At 67.1% G+C, this 16,459-nt stretch carries 15 protein-coding genes and 1 tRNA gene; 11 read left to right on the forward strand and 5 right to left on the reverse strand.

The window, feature by feature from the left end; all coding sequences use genetic code 11:
* Positions 1 to 185: 185 nt before the first annotated feature.
* Together NOV86_RS06145 and NOV86_RS06150 are read left to right on the forward strand one after the other, a co-directional pair.
* On the forward strand, positions 186 to 2,045 hold the full coding sequence (locus NOV86_RS06145) for a S8 family serine peptidase (RefSeq protein WP_267640423.1): 1,860 nt from the start codon (positions 186 to 188) through the stop codon (positions 2,043 to 2,045).
* Between the two features lie 351 nt (positions 2,046 to 2,396).
* Positions 2,397 to 4,265: a S8 family serine peptidase gene (locus NOV86_RS06150; protein ID WP_267640424.1), complete on the forward strand. Its 1,869-nt coding sequence runs from the start codon at positions 2,397 to 2,399 to the stop codon at positions 4,263 to 4,265.
* A gap of 111 nt (positions 4,266 to 4,376) precedes the next feature.
* Here NOV86_RS06150 and NOV86_RS06155 read toward each other — a convergent pair whose 3' ends face one another.
* The gene (locus tag NOV86_RS06155; protein ID WP_267640426.1) at positions 4,377 to 4,832 is read right to left on the reverse strand and encodes an NYN domain-containing protein; all 456 of its coding nucleotides are present in this window, start codon (positions 4,830 to 4,832) and stop codon (positions 4,377 to 4,379) included.
* Positions 4,833 to 5,104: 272 nt separating this feature from the next.
* On the opposite strand from NOV86_RS06155, the gene NOV86_RS06160 reads away from it, so the two are divergent.
* The 6 genes from NOV86_RS06160 to NOV86_RS06185 all read left to right on the forward strand — a co-directional run bounded on the left by NOV86_RS06160 (position 5,105) and on the right by NOV86_RS06185 (position 10,232).
* Positions 5,105 to 6,685, forward strand: a complete 1,581-nt coding sequence (locus NOV86_RS06160) for a S8 family serine peptidase (RefSeq protein WP_267640427.1) — start codon at positions 5,105 to 5,107, stop codon at positions 6,683 to 6,685.
* Between the two features lie 246 nt (positions 6,686 to 6,931).
* Entirely contained in the window at positions 6,932 to 7,582 is a 651-nt protein-coding gene (locus tag NOV86_RS06165) for an adenylate kinase (RefSeq protein ID WP_267640429.1), read from the forward strand.
* A 36-nt stretch (positions 7,583 to 7,618) separates the two neighbouring features.
* The gene (locus NOV86_RS06170; RefSeq protein ID WP_267640431.1) at positions 7,619 to 8,527 is read left to right on the forward strand and encodes a DUF106 domain-containing protein; all 909 of its coding nucleotides are present in this window, start codon (positions 7,619 to 7,621) and stop codon (positions 8,525 to 8,527) included.
* A gap of 111 nt (positions 8,528 to 8,638) precedes the next feature.
* Complete coding sequence (gene cmk / locus NOV86_RS06175) at positions 8,639 to 9,214, forward strand: (d)CMP kinase (protein WP_267640432.1); 576 nt, start codon at positions 8,639 to 8,641, stop codon at positions 9,212 to 9,214.
* Between the two features lies 1 nt (position 9,215).
* Entirely contained in the window at positions 9,216 to 10,091 is an 876-nt protein-coding gene (locus NOV86_RS06180; RefSeq protein ID WP_267640433.1) for an RNA-guided pseudouridylation complex pseudouridine synthase subunit Cbf5, read from the forward strand.
* Positions 10,092 to 10,161: 70 nt separating this feature from the next.
* Positions 10,162 to 10,232 (forward strand) — tRNA-Pro (locus tag NOV86_RS06185).
* Between the two features lie 305 nt (positions 10,233 to 10,537).
* On the opposite strand, the gene NOV86_RS06190 is transcribed toward NOV86_RS06185, so the two are convergent.
* Together NOV86_RS06190 and NOV86_RS06195 are read right to left on the reverse strand one after the other, a co-directional pair.
* Positions 10,538 to 10,999, reverse strand: coding sequence for a type IV pilin domain-containing protein (locus tag NOV86_RS06190; RefSeq protein WP_267640435.1), 462 nt, complete (start codon positions 10,997 to 10,999; stop codon positions 10,538 to 10,540).
* A gap of 1 nt (position 11,000) precedes the next feature.
* Entirely contained in the window at positions 11,001 to 11,417 is a 417-nt protein-coding gene (locus NOV86_RS06195; RefSeq protein ID WP_267640436.1) for a type IV pilin domain-containing protein, read from the reverse strand.
* Positions 11,418 to 12,083: 666 nt separating this feature from the next.
* Here NOV86_RS06195 and NOV86_RS06200 point away from each other — a divergent pair.
* On the forward strand, positions 12,084 to 12,905 hold the full coding sequence (locus NOV86_RS06200; protein ID WP_267640437.1) for a hypothetical protein: 822 nt from the start codon (positions 12,084 to 12,086) through the stop codon (positions 12,903 to 12,905).
* A gap of 63 nt (positions 12,906 to 12,968) precedes the next feature.
* Here the strand turns inward: NOV86_RS06200 and NOV86_RS06205 are convergent, their stop codons facing one another.
* Together NOV86_RS06205 and NOV86_RS06210 are read right to left on the reverse strand one after the other, a co-directional pair.
* Positions 12,969 to 13,742, reverse strand: coding sequence for a hypothetical protein (locus NOV86_RS06205; RefSeq protein ID WP_267640439.1), 774 nt, complete (start codon positions 13,740 to 13,742; stop codon positions 12,969 to 12,971).
* Between the two features lie 159 nt (positions 13,743 to 13,901).
* The gene (locus tag NOV86_RS06210) at positions 13,902 to 14,723 is read right to left on the reverse strand and encodes a hypothetical protein (protein WP_267640441.1); all 822 of its coding nucleotides are present in this window, start codon (positions 14,721 to 14,723) and stop codon (positions 13,902 to 13,904) included.
* A 120-nt stretch (positions 14,724 to 14,843) separates the two neighbouring features.
* Between NOV86_RS06210 and NOV86_RS06215 the strand changes: the two genes are divergently transcribed.
* On the forward strand, positions 14,844 to 15,704 hold the full coding sequence (locus NOV86_RS06215) for a protein phosphatase 2C domain-containing protein (RefSeq protein WP_267640443.1): 861 nt from the start codon (positions 14,844 to 14,846) through the stop codon (positions 15,702 to 15,704).
* 70 nt (positions 15,705 to 15,774) lie between these two features.
* Entirely contained in the window at positions 15,775 to 16,458 is a 684-nt protein-coding gene (locus tag NOV86_RS06220; protein WP_267640445.1) for a DUF7504 family protein, read from the forward strand.
* Position 16,459: the final 1 nt, after the last annotated feature.

A 16,459-nucleotide genomic window follows, 5' to 3' on the forward strand; every position in this document is an offset into this window, starting at 1 on the left:
CGTGCGCGAGCGCGAGTCAAAAACCTGTTCCTGCCGTCGGCTCGCGCACCGGGACCGACTGCGCGCGCCACTGCGCCACCGACGATTTTCTACATCATCTGTTCTGAAAACTAGTGTCTGTTACATTTGGTTTAGCGCCCAGATTGGCAAAATATAAGTGGTAATCACCATTCGATGCAGATGGCATGGCAGACGATAGCAACCAGCCGTCCCCAAGCCGACGTACCTTCCTCCAAGCAACCGGTCTCGCCGCAGGCGCGGCGGCAGTCCCCGGACTGGCCGCGGCGACCCCCGGCCGGTCGCCCGGCCCGAAGGAGAACGAACTGCTCGTCGGGGTCTCCGCGAGCGCGAGCGTCGCCGACGCGAAGGCGGCCGTCACGAACGACCTCCCGGCCAACGCGAACGTCGTCCACGAGAACCGTGACCTCGGCTACATGGCGGTCGCGGTCGCAGAGCGCGACGGGCCCTCGACGATGGCCTCGGTGAAGGCCACGCTGGAGTCGAAGTCCCACGTGAAGTACGTCGAGCAGAACACGACGCACTACGCGATGGCGACACCGAACGACCCGAAGCTCGACAGCCAGTACGCGCCCCAGCAGGTCCGTGCCCCGAGCGCCTGGGACACGACGACGGGGAGTGCCGACGTGACCATCGCGGTCGTCGACCAGGGCGTCATGTACGACCACCCCGACCTCTCGGCCCGCTTCGGCGCCGACGAGGGCCAGGACTTCGTCGACAGCGACTCGGACCCGTACCCGGACTCGATGGCCGACGAGTACCACGGCACCCACGTCGCCGGCATCTGTGCGGGCACCATCGACAACGACACCGGTATCGCCGGGATGTCGAACTCCACGCTCCTCTCCGGGCGCGCCCTCAGCGAGGAGGGCTCCGGCTCGACGGCGGACATCGCCGACGCGGTCCAGTGGGCCGCAGACCAGGGCGCGGACATCATCAACATGTCCCTCGGTGGCGGCGGCTACACGGACACCATGAAGAACGCCGTCAGCTACGCCGTCGACAACGGTGCGCTGCCCATCTGTGCCGCCGGGAACGCGGGCGAGGGCTCCGTCGACTACCCTGCCGCGTACAACGAGTGTGTCGCGGTCTCCGCGGTCGACGAGAACGAGGACCTCGCGAGCTTCTCGAACTACGGCAGCAAGATCGACGTCGCGGCTCCCGGCGTGGACATCCTCTCGGCGTGGACCGAGTACAAGAGCGCCTACGGCGGCAAGTACAACGAGATCTCCGGCACGTCGATGGCCTGTCCCGCCGCGGCGGGCGTCGCGGCACTCGGCCTCGCCGCCGACCCGGGCCTCTCGGTCTCGGAACTCCGCTCGAAGTTGAAGAACACGGCCGTCGACATCGGCCTGTCCTCAGATAAGCAGGGCGCCGGCCGGGTCGACGCGGCGAATCTCGTCGGCGGTGGCGACGGGAACAGTGACCCGGTCGCCGACATCGCGGGCGGCTCGCGCACCGTCTCGGTCGACGAGACCGTCTCCTTCGACGGCTCCGGCTCGGGCGACTCCGACGGCTCCATCACCAGCTACGAGTGGGACTTCGGCGACGGTGCGACCGCGACCGGCGCGACGGCCTCGCACGCCTACGGCAGTGCGGGCGACTACACGGTCACGCTGACCGTCACCGACGACGACGGCGCGACCTCGTCGGCCGCGGTGACCGTGACGGTCGAGTCCGGCAGCGGCGGTGGCTCCTGTGGTGACACCACGTCCGGCGGCTCCGCGGACGGCTCGCTCTCGGGCTACTGGGACGGCGACAGCTACACCTACACCGCCGAGCTCGCCGACCCGTGCCAGATTACGGTGACCCTCGACGGGCCGGCTGGCGCCGACTTCGACCTGTACGTGACGACCGACGGGCGCACGCCCTCGACCTCGGACTACGACGTGCGCTCCATCACGCAGGACAGCAACGAGCAGATCGTCGTCGACACCGTGAGTTCCGGGCAGGACTTCGGCATCCTCGTCGATTCGTACTCCGGCTCCGGTAGCTACACCGTCTCCGTCGAGGAACTCGGCACGTAAGGCACCCCTGCCCTGCGGTCCCGGCTCGCCGGTCTAGACACGGGTCGCCCGGGCCCTATCGACGCCCGCGGGCCGACCCATCTGTCCACTGCCGGCTTCCCTGCTTTCGTTCGCTCGTCGCAGTATCGCTGCTCGTACACGACGGGACGTCCCGTGGGTGTCCCTCACAATCACGAAGCGAGGCGCTGCAGCCCCGGATACCGGAGAACAGCCCGCGATTTCAGTATCGTTTCTATCTGTAGCAGAACACAATTTTGTCCAGTATATCTCGGAACTAGCCTCAGTCTACTATAAATTTAGGCCAATTTTGTAAAAATATAAGTAGTGGTGGTACATCTGGTGGCCTGTGTCATGACAGGCGACAACAGTCAATCGTGGGCACGACGTACGTTCCTGAAGACGACGGGCGCAGCGGCTGGTGCTGCCGCGCTCGCCGGTATCACCTCGGCGACCCCGGGCCGGAACCCCGGACCGAAGGAGAACGAACTCCTCGTCGGTGTCTCGGCGTCGACCAGCATGTCGACCGCACAGGCACGCGTCGAGGAGGCCATCCCGGCCAACGCACGCGTCGTCCACCAGAACTCGGACCTCGGCTACATGGCGGTCCGGCTCCCCGACCAGGCGTCGGCGCAGGCCAACTCCGCCGTCGCGGAGGCGATGAAGAAGAGATCGGGCGTGAAGTACGTCGAGGAGAACAAGACGCACTACGCGCTGGCGACCCCGAACGACCCCAAGTTCGACCAGCAGTACGCACCGCAGCAGGTCCGTGCTCCCGACGCGTGGGACACGGCCACGGGCGAGGGCGTCACCATCGCGGTCGTCGACCAGGGCGTCATGTACGACCACCCCGACCTCTCCGCCCAGTTCGGCTCGAACGAGGGCAAGGACTTCGTCGACTCCGACTCCGACCCGTACCCGGACTCGATGTCGAGCGAGTACCACGGCACCCACGTCGCCGGCATCTGTGCGGGAACCACCGACAACAGCACGGGCATCGCGGGCATCTCGAACGCCTCCCTGCTCTCGGGTCGCGCGCTGAGCGAGGAAGGCTCCGGGTCGACCGCCGACATCGCGGACGCCGTGAAGTGGGCCGCAGACCAGGGCGCAGACATCGTCAACATGTCCCTCGGTGGCGGCGGCTACACGGACACCATGAAGAACGCCGTCAGCTACGCCGCGAACGCGGGCGTCACCCTCATCTGCGCCTCGGGTAACGACGGCGCCAGCTCGGTCTCGTACCCGGCCGCCTACGACGAGTGTATCGCCGTGGGTGCGGTCGACGAGAACGAGGACCTCGCGAGCTTCTCGAACTACGGCAGCAAGCAGGGCGTCGTCGCCCCCGGCGTCGACATCCTCTCGGCGTGGACCGAGTACAAGAGTTCCTACGGCGGTAAGTACAACCAGATCTCCGGCACTTCCATGGCCTGTCCGGCCGCCGCCGGTGTCGCCGCGCTCGGCCTCGCCGCGAACCCCGACTGGTCGAACACCAAGCTCCGGTCGAAGCTCAAGGAGACCGCGGTCGACATCGGCCTGTCCGCCGACCAGCAGGGTGCCGGTCGCGTCGACGCCGCGAACCTCGTCGGCAGTGGCGGCGGTGGTGGCGGTGGCGACGACAACACGGCCCCGACCGTCGACATCAGCGCCTCCTCGGCGACCGTGACGGTCGGCCAGGACGTCACCTTCGACGGCTCCGGCTCCTCCGACTCCGACGGGTCCATCAGTTCCTACGAGTGGGACTTCGGCGACGGCGCGACCGCGACGGGTGCGACCGTCACCCACGCCTACAGCAGCGCGGGCGACTACACCGCGACGCTCACCGTCACCGACGACGACGGCGCGACCTCCTCGGACTCGGTCGCCATCACCGTCGAGTCCAGCAGCGGTGGCTCCTGCGGGGACGCCTCCTCCGGCGGCTCCGCCGAGGGCTACCTCTACGGCTACTACGACTCGGCCTCCTACACGTACGGCCTCGACCTCGCCGACCCGTGTCAGGTCACCGTCACCCTGTCCGGCGGCGACTGGGCCGACTTCGACCTGTACGTGACGACCGACGGGCGCACCCCGAGCACGTACGACTACGACAGGCGCTCCATCACGCAGGACAGCAACGAACAGATCGTCATCGAGGCCGTCGAGGCCGGCCAGAGCATCGGCATCCTCGTCGACTCCTACTCCGGCTCCGGCAGCTACACCGTCGAGGTCGAAGAACTCGGCAAGTAAGCTCCCTCACCCCCGTCAGCGACCACGGCCGCGGTCGTCTCCCCCGACGACCGCACTCTCGTTGCTCGTTTCTGTCGCCGTCACTCGACCCCAGCGACGGCCATCTCGAATCTACAGGACGGTGGCGTCGTTCGCGGCGTTCTGGAGCGCGTCCGAGCGCCCGTACTCGCCGGGCGCGATGGCGATCGTCCGGACGCCGTGGCGGCCCGCGGTCTCGAGGACGGGCTTGAAGTCGGTGTCGCGGGAGACGACCGCGAGCGTGTCGATAGCCTCGCTCACGGCCGTCTCGGTCGCGTCGATGGCGAGTTTCACGTCGACGTCGCCGCTGGTCACCACGACCTCGAACCCCCGCGCCTCGGCGGCCTGGATGAGGCCCGGCGTCGCGTGTTCGTCGAGGTAGAGTCGCGTCACGACGAGGTCGCCCTCCACGCGTGCTGCCTCGCGCACGTCGTCGAGGTCGACGTCGAACTCGTCGCGGAGCACGTTCGGCCCGTCCACGAACACCCCCACCCGGGGCCTGGGATGGGGTTCGGTGCCGGGCAGGAGCCGTCTGAACCGCTCGTTCATGGTCCAGAGTATCTTGCTCCCGGCCAAAGCGATGGCGGTTTCGAGCGGGCGTCGAGCGGGAATCGAGTGGGGGGTGCGCGCTGGCCCGACCCGGAGAGATTTCTGGACTCACTCGATAAAACCAACGCTCTGAATCATAAGAACTAGGTTCTGTCCTCGCGAGACCAGCGTTACATTTTTATAGCGATTGGAAATAGCCATCGGAAATTAGACATTTGTTGCAGCCGTTTCGTAACTGTTTAATAGTATCTCGCGGACCGCTATCTCGTCTCATGCCAAATGATGACACCCCACAGTTCGGGCGGCGACAGTTCGTGAAGGCAACCGGCGCAGTCGCAGGTGCAGCCGCACTCGGCGGCGTCGCCAGTGCGACCCCGGGACGCAAACCGGGTCCGAAGGAGGACGAGGTCCTCGTCGGTGTCTCCGCGAGCGTCGCCGACCGACGGGCGACGGTCGCACAGGCGGTCCCCGGCAACGCCGAGATCGTCCACGAGAACGACACACTCGGCTACGTCTCGGTGAAGTTCCCGAGCACGGCCAGCGACAGGGCCCGCGAGAACTTCATCGAGGCGGTCACGAAGCAAGACGGCGTGAAGTACGCCGAGAAGAACACGACGCACAGCACCTCGGCGACCCCGAGCGACCCCAAGTTCGACCAGCAGTACGCCCCACAGCAGGTCGGGTCCGACCAGGCGTGGGACACCACGTTCGGTGACTCCGCGGTCACCATCGCCATCGTCGACACGGGCGCACAGTACGACCACCCCGACCTGCAGGGCAACTTCAAGTCCGACCCCGGCAAGGACTTCGTCGACAACGACTCCGACCCGTATCCGGACGTCCCGTCCGACGAGTACCACGGCACCCACGTCTCCGGGTGTGCCGCGGCCGTCGTCGACAACGGCACCGGCGTCGCCGGGCAGGGCAACTCCTCGCTCATCAACGGGCGTGCCCTCGACGAGAACGGCAGCGGGTCCACCAGCGACATCGCGGACGCCGTCCAGTGGGCGGCAGACCAGGGCGCGGACGTCATCAACATGTCCCTCGGTGGCGGCGGCTACACGGACACCATGAAGAACGCCGTCAGCTACGCGCAGAACAACGGCTCGCTCATCATCTGTGCGGCGGGCAACGACGGCTCCGGCTCGGTGTCGTACCCGGCGGCCTACAGCGAGTGTATGGCCATCTCCGCGGTCGACGACAACGAGAACCTCGCGAGCTTCAGCCAGTACGGCGACAGCGTCGAGCTCTGTGCCCCCGGCGTGGACGTCCTCTCGACGACGACCGAGACCCGCGGGAGCTACGAGAAGCTCTCGGGTACCTCGATGGCGACGCCGGTCACCTCCGGCGTGGCCGGGCTCACCCTCGCGAAGTGGTCGAGCCTCGCCAACAACGAACTCCGGAGCCACCTGAAGAACACGGCCGAGGACATCGGCCTCTCCTCCCAGGAGCAGGGCAGCGGCCAGGTCGACGCCTACGCCGCGGTCACGACCGACCCGTCCGGCGACGGCGGTGGTGGCGGCGGTGACGGCGATTCCACCTCCGGCAGCGTCAGCGGCACCCTCGACGGCTACTGGGACTACGACGACTACACCTGGGCGTGGGAGTACAGCGACCCGAGCCAGGTCGTCGTCGAACTCGACGGGCCGAGCGACGCCGACTTCGACCTCTACATCAACACCGGGACGACGACGAACGCCAGTCCGTCGAACTACGACTACGCCTCGACGAGCACCGACAGCCAGGAGTCCATCACCATCGACAACCCCGACGACTCCACCGACATGCAGATCGACGTGGACTCGTACTCCGGCTCCGGCAGCTACACCCTGACCATCACGGAGTACCAGTAAGACAGGCGCCACACCCACCCCACGGCCGACCCCCACTCCCGTCGACGACCGCCTGTCGGCAGACCACCATCGACACACTCCCGGCATTCACCCTGCCGACACACTCCCTGCCACCACACGCCCGGCAGGCGCCCGCGACGGGACCCACGACACACTCCCTGCCACCTGTTCGCCGGACCGGCCGCCGGTCCGGCAGCGCTCGCTCGTTTCTTTAACTCTTTACGTCGTCACCGTGATGCCCCGCACATGAGCAAGCCGCATATCCTCATCCTCGGCGCACCCGGGGCAGGCAAGGGCACACAGTCCAAGCACATCGTCGAGACGTTCGGCGTCGAGCACGTCACCACGGGTGACGCGCTGCGCTCGAACAAGGACATGGACATCAGCGACATGGACACGGAGTACGACACGCCGCGAGCGTACATGGAGCAGGGCGACCTGGTCCCCGACGAGGTCGTCAACGCCATCGTCGAGGAGGCGCTCTCCAGTGCCGACGGCTACGTCCTCGACGGCTACCCGCGCAACATCGAGCAGGCCGAGGAACTCGCCGAGATGACCGACCTCGACGTCATCCTCCACCTCGACGTGGACCGCGACGAACTCACCGACCGCCTCACCGGCCGCCGCGTCTGCACGGAGTGCGGGACGAACTACCACGTCAAGTACAACCAGCCCGAGGAGGCGGGCGTCTGTGACGAGTGCGGTGGCGAACTCCACCAGCGCGACGACGACACCGAGGAAGCCGTCGCCAACCGCCTCGACGTGTTCGAGGAGAACACCGTCCCCGTCATCGAGTTCTACGAGGGCCGCGACGAGTTCGCCGCCATCGACGGCAACCAGGCCCCCGACGCCGTCTGGGAAGACGTGAAGGCCGCCATCGACGCGCGCGCAGAGTAAAAGCTTCTTACCTACTCGTTTCTAACAGCAATCCATATGGCGTGGACAGCGGACAAAGTGGCCTCCTTCATCGAGGACAACCCCGAGATGGCCGAGGCGCTCACCGTCCTCATGGACGCGAGCGACGACGGCGAGAAGGCCCTCGAGTGGAAGGACGTCAAGGACAAGAACGGTGTGGACAGCGGCCGGTGGGGCCGCCTCATCCAGACCGACCTGCTCGTCGACAGCGACGACGGGTTCAAGATCGCCGACCCCGAGGCGGTCGAGAAGGCGCTCGAGGGCGACCTCACGGTCAGTTCCAGTAGCGTCGACCTCGACGATGCCAGTAGCGGGTCGAGCTGGCGGACCGAGGACAAGGTCGCCGGCGTGGTCGCGCTCGCGATGATGGCCGGGTACTACTTCACCCCCATCCGGAGCGTCGTCGGCAGCACCATCGACGTGGTGTTCCAGCCCCTGAACAACGTGCTCCCGTTCTACGCGGTCATCCTCGCGATCGCCCTGCTCACCGGCCTGTACTCGACGCTCCTGCAGGCGAACATGGTCGACCAGAGCAAGGTCAAGGGCATCCAGCAGAAGATGCAGAACATCAACGAGCGCGAGAAGGCCGCCAAGGAGCGCGGCGACGACGACGCCCTCGAGAAGATCCAGGAGGAGAAGATGGACGCACTGGGCGACCAGGGCGAGATGATGAAGGAGAACTTCCGCCCGATGGCGTGGATCATGCTCCTGACCATCCCCGCGTTCCTCTGGATGTACTGGATGATCCGCGACGGCCACCTCGACACGGCCATCGAGGGCGGCATGGTGATGCCCATCTTCGGCGAACACGGCTGGCAGGAGGGCGTCGGCCCGATGCCGGCGTGGATCGTCTGGTACTTCCTGTGCTCGATGGGCTTCACCCAGCTCATCCGGAAGACGCTGGACCTCGACGCGACGCCGACGTAGGCCTCGCCCGCGGCCGTTCCACACCGCGAACCACCGCAACTGGGCGTGACACGCCACCGCGTGCCCGCCCGAAGTCACAATATCTTTTACCGGCACGCTCGGAGGATGGATATGTTACTCACCGTCTCCGGCCCGCCGGGCACCGGGAAGAGCACGACAGCTGCCGGACTGGCAGACGCGTTCGACCTGGAGCACATCTCGGGCGGCGACATCTTCCGCGAGCTGGCCGCCGAGCGGGACATGACCCCCCTCGAGTTCAACAAGCTCGCCGAGGAGGACGAGCAGATAGACATCGACCTCGACCGACGCCTCCGCGAGATCGCCCACGAGCGCGACGGGGTCGTCCTCGAATCCCGCCTCGCCGGCTGGCTGGCCGGCGACGCCGCGGACTTCCGCTTCTGGCTCGACGCCCCGCTCTCGGTCCGCGGCGAGCGCATCGCCGACCGCGAGGAGAAGTCGCCCGAGGTCGCCGCCGAGGAGACCCAGGCCCGCGAGGCCAGCGAGGCCAAGCGCTACGAGGAGTACTACGGTATCGACATCGGCGACCGCTCCATCTACGACCTCTGTGTCAACACCGCCCGCTGGGACGCCGAGACGGTCGTCGACATCCTCGTCCGCGCCGTCGACGCCTACGACGGGGACCTCGACGAGGGCAAGTACCCCGCCGAGTTCGACTACGAGTTCTGAGATGAGTCTGCGCGCACCGCCAGACGACCGCACGCCCGAGGAACTCCTCGAGTTCGGCGTCGTCAACCTCGACAAACCGCCCGGCCCGTCGGCCCACCAGGTCGCGGCGTGGGTCCGCGACGAGGCCGGCGTCGAGCAGGCCGCCCACTCGGGCACGCTCGACCCGAAGGTCACGGGCTGTCTGCCGATGCTGCTCGGCGACGCCACCCGCATGGCCCAGGTGTTCCTCGAGGGCTCGAAGGAGTACGTCAGCGTCCTCGAACTCCACGGGACCGCCCCGGGCGACCTCGCGGCCACCGTCGCCGAGTTCGAGGCACCGATCTACCAGAAGCCGCCCCGCAAGAGCGCGGTCTCGCGGCGCCTCCGCGTGCGCGAGGTGTACGACCTCGACGTACTCGAGATCGAGGACCGCAAGGCCCTCCTCCGCGTCGAGTGCGAGGCCGGCACCTACATCCGCAAGCTCTGCCACGACATCGGCCTCGCGGCCGGCACCGGCGCCCACATGGGCCACCTCCGGCGCACCGCGACCGACCCCTTCGACGACGCGACGCTCGTGACGCTGGAGGACCTCTGGGACGCCCTCGCGTTCTACCGCGAGGAGGACGACGACTCCTGGCTCCGCGAGGTCGTCCAGCCCGCCGAGCGCGCGCTGACGCATCTCCCGACGGTGACCATCGCACCGAACGCCGCCGAGCAGGTCGCCAACGGCGCACCCGTCTACGCCCCCGGCGTCATCGACGTCGAGGGCGAGCCCGAGGAGGGTGCTCTGGTTGCCTGCTTCGCACCGCAAGGGACGGCCATCTGTCTCGGTCACTTCGTGGGTGATGTGGATGCCGAAACCGGTGTCGTCGTCGAGTTAGAGCGGGTGCTCGTCTGAGTGCCTGTACCTCTCACAGTGCAGACGAAACGACACCCTTAAACGGCAGACGGGCATGGTTCTGAATACAGGGACCGTGGGGTAGTGGTATCCTCTGCGGATGGGGTCCGTAGGACCCGAGTTCAATTCTCGGCGGTCCCACTTTTTGCGAAGCAAAATGGTCCAAGTCGCGAACGTAGTGAGCGACTGCGGTCCCATTTTCTGCAACGAAACGGAGCGATAGCGGAGTGTAGTGGAAGAAAATGGGAGCAGGTTGCGAGCGTAGCGAGCGACCGAGGTCCCATTCTCGAACTGCTAACCGGTTATATCCGCAAGCGGTTTTCTCGCCACATAACGCTGTCTCCTACATCCATTTTTAGAACGGCAGAACGACATCCAATCGGAGTAGCTAGCGCTATCCGAAGAATTAGTGTGAAAGAATGGACCGTCCGAATGCTACCTAAGCGTCAGGGTAGCTGGCCGGTCGCGATGATGTTCGACTTGTCGCCGCTAGAGGACTCCCACACGACCTGGATTTTATCGCCGGAAGCATACCCAGACGGCTCGGTGCCGCCCCAGTACGTGCTGCTGTTCAGCTCGAACGTTTTCGACTGTCCAGCACTCCAGGTGTCGGTCATTGACGTGTTCGCTTGGTTGGAGAAGCGCACCGTCAGCGCGGATGCGTCGATGTCGTCACCACCCTCGTGCGTGATGGTGAAGTTCTCGGTTTGGGTGTCGCTCCAACCGTCCCCGCCATCGTCGTAGCTGAACGCGAGGTTCGCCTGCGGAGCCGCTTCCTGCGAGCCACCGATGTTCAGCACGAACGCGCCGATAACTGCTGCGAGAATCACGGTGATGGCAACCATGAGTATCACCCCAATAACAGGTGACACTGCGTCCTCGTCCGTGAAGAGTTTCTTCAAATCCATGTTAGACCGTGTACTCCGCGATGATGTTCGACTTGTCGCCGCTGGAGGCTTCCCACACGACGCTGATCTTATCCCCAGGGGTCTGCGTGTTGTCGGTGAGCGTGGTGGTTTCACCTGCGCTCCACACGTCGTCACTGCCGACATCAAACGGAGTTGCGTTAACGCCAGCATTGCCGTCGATAGTCACGCTGAGCGTTGTCGCGTCGATGTCGTCACCACCCTGATGGGTGGCCTGGACGCCGGCTGATTCGTTCGCCCAGCTGAACTGCGCCTGCGGTGCAGCTTCCTGACTTCCACCGATGTTCAGTACGAATGCGCCGATCACTGCTGCGAGAATCACGGTAATCGCGACCATCAGGATAACCCCGATGACCGGCGAGACCGCGTCGTCGTCTGTGAAGAGATTTTTCAGTTCCATGATTGCGTGTTGTATCCCACACCGTCCGTGCGCCGGCGAGCGCCTGCCAGGGGAGGGGCAGGTCCCGTGCTCACCGGAGCCGTCTGGTGTTGGCTGATTCACCTCTCTTCTGTGGGATAAAGGTAACTCGTAATGAAAACATTCTGGTACTAATGAGTGCTTAGGAAGGGCTTTCAGTGGGGGGCTGTAATCCGTCAAGCCTCCATTGAAATCCAGAGAGATAGTTCATACCTGCAGATACCGACCGAATATCAGAACCGATAACGCTCCCGGGAGTAAAAGGTCAGATTCGGAGAACGAACCGGTGTCGGCCGATAGACTTATTTATAAGAGCCCGGTCGCCGTGCCGGAATCGCTCGCGCGCGCTCTCCGACAGGTCACCATTGGCTATTCAGTTCAGAAACGGACCCGGAGAAAGGAACTCCGGCCCCGGTGTGGGATACCGTAGGCGAGCGTGACGACCCCCGCCTACCGCACACCTCGACGGACACGTGCTTAAACATATCACAGTGGTCACTGGTTCTGAGAACACCTTCCGGGGTCGGTCGTCCCCGGACTGACCCCTCACACGCGCGAGGAGTCACGGTCGTCGGGAGTGGTGAGGACCCGGACCCGGGTGGCCGCCACACCAGCATTTACCTCCGGATAGTCCGTACTCGACCGACAGTGCCTCGCGACGACCCCACCGGCCCCCTCCTCGAACTCGTCGCGCTCACCCTCGTCCCCGTCGTCCTGGCGGCGATCCACATCGCCATCCCGACCGCCCGCCACACCCTCGCGCTGTCCCACGACGACCTGACGCTGGTGACCGTCTGGTCCTCGGCGTTCGTCCACGTCGACAGCCAGCACCTGCTCTCGAACCTCACCGGGTACTTCCTCGCGGTCGTGCCGACGTACCTGCTCTACGTGCACTGGGACCGCAGGCGGCTCTTCTGGCACAGTATCCTGCTCGCGCTCCTCGTCGTCCCACCCGTCGTCAACCTCGGGAGCAACGTGTACTTCACGTCGCAGGGGGTGGCCGACGGGACCGTCTCCCGGGGGTTCTCCGGCGTCGTCGGCGCGTTCGCGGGGATGGGGCTCGCGTCGGTGGTCGCCTTCGTCGCGGAGGTGTACGGCCTCCGCCGGGCGTACTGGCTGGCGCAGGCGGTCGTCCTCGCGGCGGGCGGGGTCATCCTCGTCGGGTTGGTCGGCCGGCTCGAACCGCTCCACGCGGGGCTGGTCGGTGTGGGATTGCTCCTCTCGATAACGGGACTGGTCAGGGCCGAGCGCCACGGGCTGGCGAGCCTTCGCGCGCACTCGACGACGCTGCTCGTCCTCGGCTACACGGTCGGGATGTCGCTGGTGGTGGTCTACCTGCTGTTCCCCTCGGACGTGGTCACCGAGGGTGGCGTGACGAACGTGGTCGCGCACGCGACGGGCGTGGTCGTCGGGAGCCTCCTCCCCGGGGTGGCCAGGGTGGTCACCGGCGCGAAGGTGCTCCTCGAGTAGTCGGTGAAGAACTGCCGCGACACCGGCTGGTCGGGCCGGGCCGACCCCGGCCCGATGGTTCGGTTACGACTGGTCCGAGTCGTCGGTCCGCCCGAACCGGCTACCCGGCCCCCCGCCGTTGCTCCCCCACGGGTACGGCCGCGGTCGTGGGAACGGGTCGGGCCGGGGGCGTGGCCGGAAGCCGTCGTCATCGTCGTCGTCGAACGGCCAGGGCCGCGGGCGGTAGCCACGCCGGCAGACGTAGGCGTTCAGCCGCGGGCTGTACCGGCACTGGAGCCGGCGCGCCCAGTAGCCGCGCGGACGACGGCTGCAGATGTAGGCGTCGAACCGGCGGCTGTACCGGCAGAACTGCGGGCCGCCGCCGTTCCCGCCATCCCCGCCGTCGTCGTCGCGCTCCCGGCAGATGAACGCCTGGCGACGGGGGCTGTACCGGCACTGGAACCGCGGGCTCCGTGGCGGTCGCTGGCAGACGTACGCCTCGATCCGGGAGTCGTACTGGCAGTCGCGCGGACCGGGCCCCGGCCGGTCGGAGTCGTCGTCGACCCGCCGGCAGAGGTAGACGTTGTACTGCTCGATGTATCGACACCGGATGAGCCCGGTGGTTATCGGCCGTTCCTGGCAGATGTACGCGTCGAGCCGGGAGCTGTAGATACAGCCCTGCAGGCTGTATCGCCCGCGCTCGTCGCGGTCGCGGTCGTCGTACTGTGCCGGGCGACCGCTCCCCCGGCCCCGGTGTGCCGCCGCGGCGGCGCCGCTCCCGAGGCCGAGACCGATGCTCCCGACGCCGATCGTTCGGACGAGGTCTCGCCTCGTCACCCCGCTTCGTGATCCTCTCATGGTTGGTGAGGCAGGTATCGTCCCCCTCACCAGAATCGACGTGATTGGCGGGAATAGGCTCGCGGCGAAGTCGACGTAACCGGGCAACCACCGAGTTTCCCGACGTGACGTGATTTCCGGGCGGTCAGTCACCGCGAGCGAGACGAATTCTCTCGTCTCCTACATCGTGCCCGCCGGGACCGTCCCGGTCGCGAGCAACGTCAGGTTCCCGCCCATCCAGAGCAGGACGATGAGCCCGACGAGCTGGGCGTGCGAGAGGTCGAGCCCGACCCGGCGGAGCAGTCGCCGACGCGTCGGCGGGACCGAGAACAGCCCCGAACCGGTCGCGAGGATGCCCGAGAGGAACACGCCGGGGTTGAGCGTCGAGAACGCGATGAGGAGGACGCCCACGCCGGAGAGCAGGGCGACGAGGCCGAAGCCCCACGCGACGACGGTCGAGAGGGTCCCGAACAGCCCGCGGGAAGAACTCGTGGTCGCCGGGTCCTCCCACTCGTCCGCCCAGGCGTCGGCGGCCTCGCGGACCTCCCGGATGGGTGCGAGGTCGGTGCCGCCGCAGTTCGGGCAGCTGTCCTTCTCGGTCGGATAGCGCGCCCCGCAGGCCTTGCAGAGGTGTTCGACCGACTGGGCGGTCGCCTGCTGCTGGCCGGTCGCGGTCCGGCCCCCGGACGTGGAACCGCGGTCGTCCCCGGGGTCGCCCCAGTCGTCGTCGATCCAGTGGTCGGAGTCGGAACCGGTATCCTCCGGCTCTGCGGTCCCGGTATCGGCCCACTCGAAGCCGTCGCTCCGGTCGTCCGCGGGCGTCGCGTCGGTCGCGCCACCAGGTTCCGTCTCGTCGGCAGCCTCGCGCTCGCCACCACCCTCGTCTGCCGCCCCGACCCGGACGAGGTTCTCGCCGGCACAGCGCAGGCAGGGCGGGTTGTGCGACTCGTGGATGTGCCCACAGTTGGCACAGCGCCATCGGTCGTCGCCACCAGTGTCCATGTCGTCTCTGTGTCACTCCGTGACGACAAAGGTTCCGACTGCGGGACCGCGAGACTGGGCGAACTCGCCCCGGACTCGCCCGGCACCAGCTACTTGCACGCAGCGCGTGACCGTACACGTATGCGAGCAGACTGCGCGACGGCCCACATCGACGCGGGCGTCGGCGTCAACGAGGACGTGGCGACGGTGACCCGCGGTGCGGCGTGGGCCATCGACGGGGCGACCGGCCTCGGCGGCGAGAGCCACACGCCGGGGGCGACCGACGCGACCTGGTACGTCGACCGGGTGGACAGCTACCTCCGCGAGCACGTCCACGACGACGTCCCCCTCGAGACCGTCCTTCGGAACTGCGTCGAGTCGGTCGCCGCGGCGTTCGCGACCCTCGTCGGCGATGCCGACGTGGACCCGGCGAACGAACCCTCGGCCGCCGTCGCGATAGCGCGCTGGCCCGAGGACGACGCCGACGGCCCGGTCGAGTACGCGGTCCTGGGCGACGCGAGCGTGGTGTTCCGGTTCCCGAGCGGCGAGGTGGAGACGGTCCACGGCCACGGCCCGCGCGACCAGGACGCCGCCGCCATCGACGAACTCGTCCGGCTGAAGCGCGAGGAGGGCCTGACCCACGACGAGGCGTTCGAGGCACTGTTGCCCCGGTTGCGCGAGGTCCGGGCCGCGAAGAACACGCCCGGGGGGTACTGGGCGCTGAGCCTCGACCCGGCCGCGACCGACCACGCGACGACCGGCGCCGTCGAGAACGTCGCCGGCGCCACCCTCTTCACCGACGGGTTCGAGCCCCTGGTCGACGCCTACGAGGTGTTCGGCGACTGGGCCGAGGCGACCAGTTTCGTCCACGAGCGCGGGCCCGCTGCGGCCGTCTCGCACCTCCGGGAGTTCGAGCGAGCCGACGCGGACTGCGAGACCCACCCGCGGTTCAAGGTCCACGACGACGTCGGGGTCGCCGTGGTGTCCTTCCAGCGCGAGTGACGGTCAGGGACACCGACAGTCCTAAGTCTGTCAGTGTCCGTCTATTCTATGACTTCGAACGGGGACCACCGTGTCTGGTACATTCACCGACGTTCTCCCGCCCGCAGTGCTCTCCCGGCACCGCGACCTGCTCGTCGCCGGCCCGAGTCGCGAGACCGTCTGGCCGGTACCGAGTCGCATCCTCGCCAGCACGGTCGCCCCCGATGACGGCCTCACCGCCGTCACGACCCGCACCGCCGCCCGTACGATGGTCGACCGGCTGGTCCGCGACGTGCCCGCACTGGCGCGCGAGCGGACCGGCGTCGTCGACTGCACGCCGAGCCACGACGAGGTCCGGGCGAGCCCCCGGGAGCGCTACTGGAGCGTCCCCTCGCCGGTCGACCTGACCGGGACGAGCATGGCGGTCCACGACTGCATGGAGACGCTGGGTGAGCAGGGCGCCGGGGACCGACACCTGGTGTTCGACTCGCTGTCGAACCTGCTCATGTCGACCGACTCCGAGACCGTCACCCGGTACGCCCACCAGCTCCTCCTGCTCGCGGACGCCACCGACGCGATGTCGGTGTTCCCCATCTACACGAACGTCACCGACGGGACCGACTTCGAGCGCCTCAAACACCTCTTCGACGGGATGATACGGGTTCGACGCCGGGACGGGACCCGAGAGGTGCGCTGTGTCGGCATCGCGGGAGCGGCCGACGGCTGGGTCCGCCTCCCCGACGTCGGGACCGCCCCCGGCGCCGAGGCAGACTGAC

The sequence above is a fragment of the Haloarchaeobius amylolyticus genome (genome assembly GCF_026616195.1).
Lineage (GTDB): Archaea > Halobacteriota > Halobacteria > Halobacteriales > Natrialbaceae > Haloarchaeobius > Haloarchaeobius amylolyticus.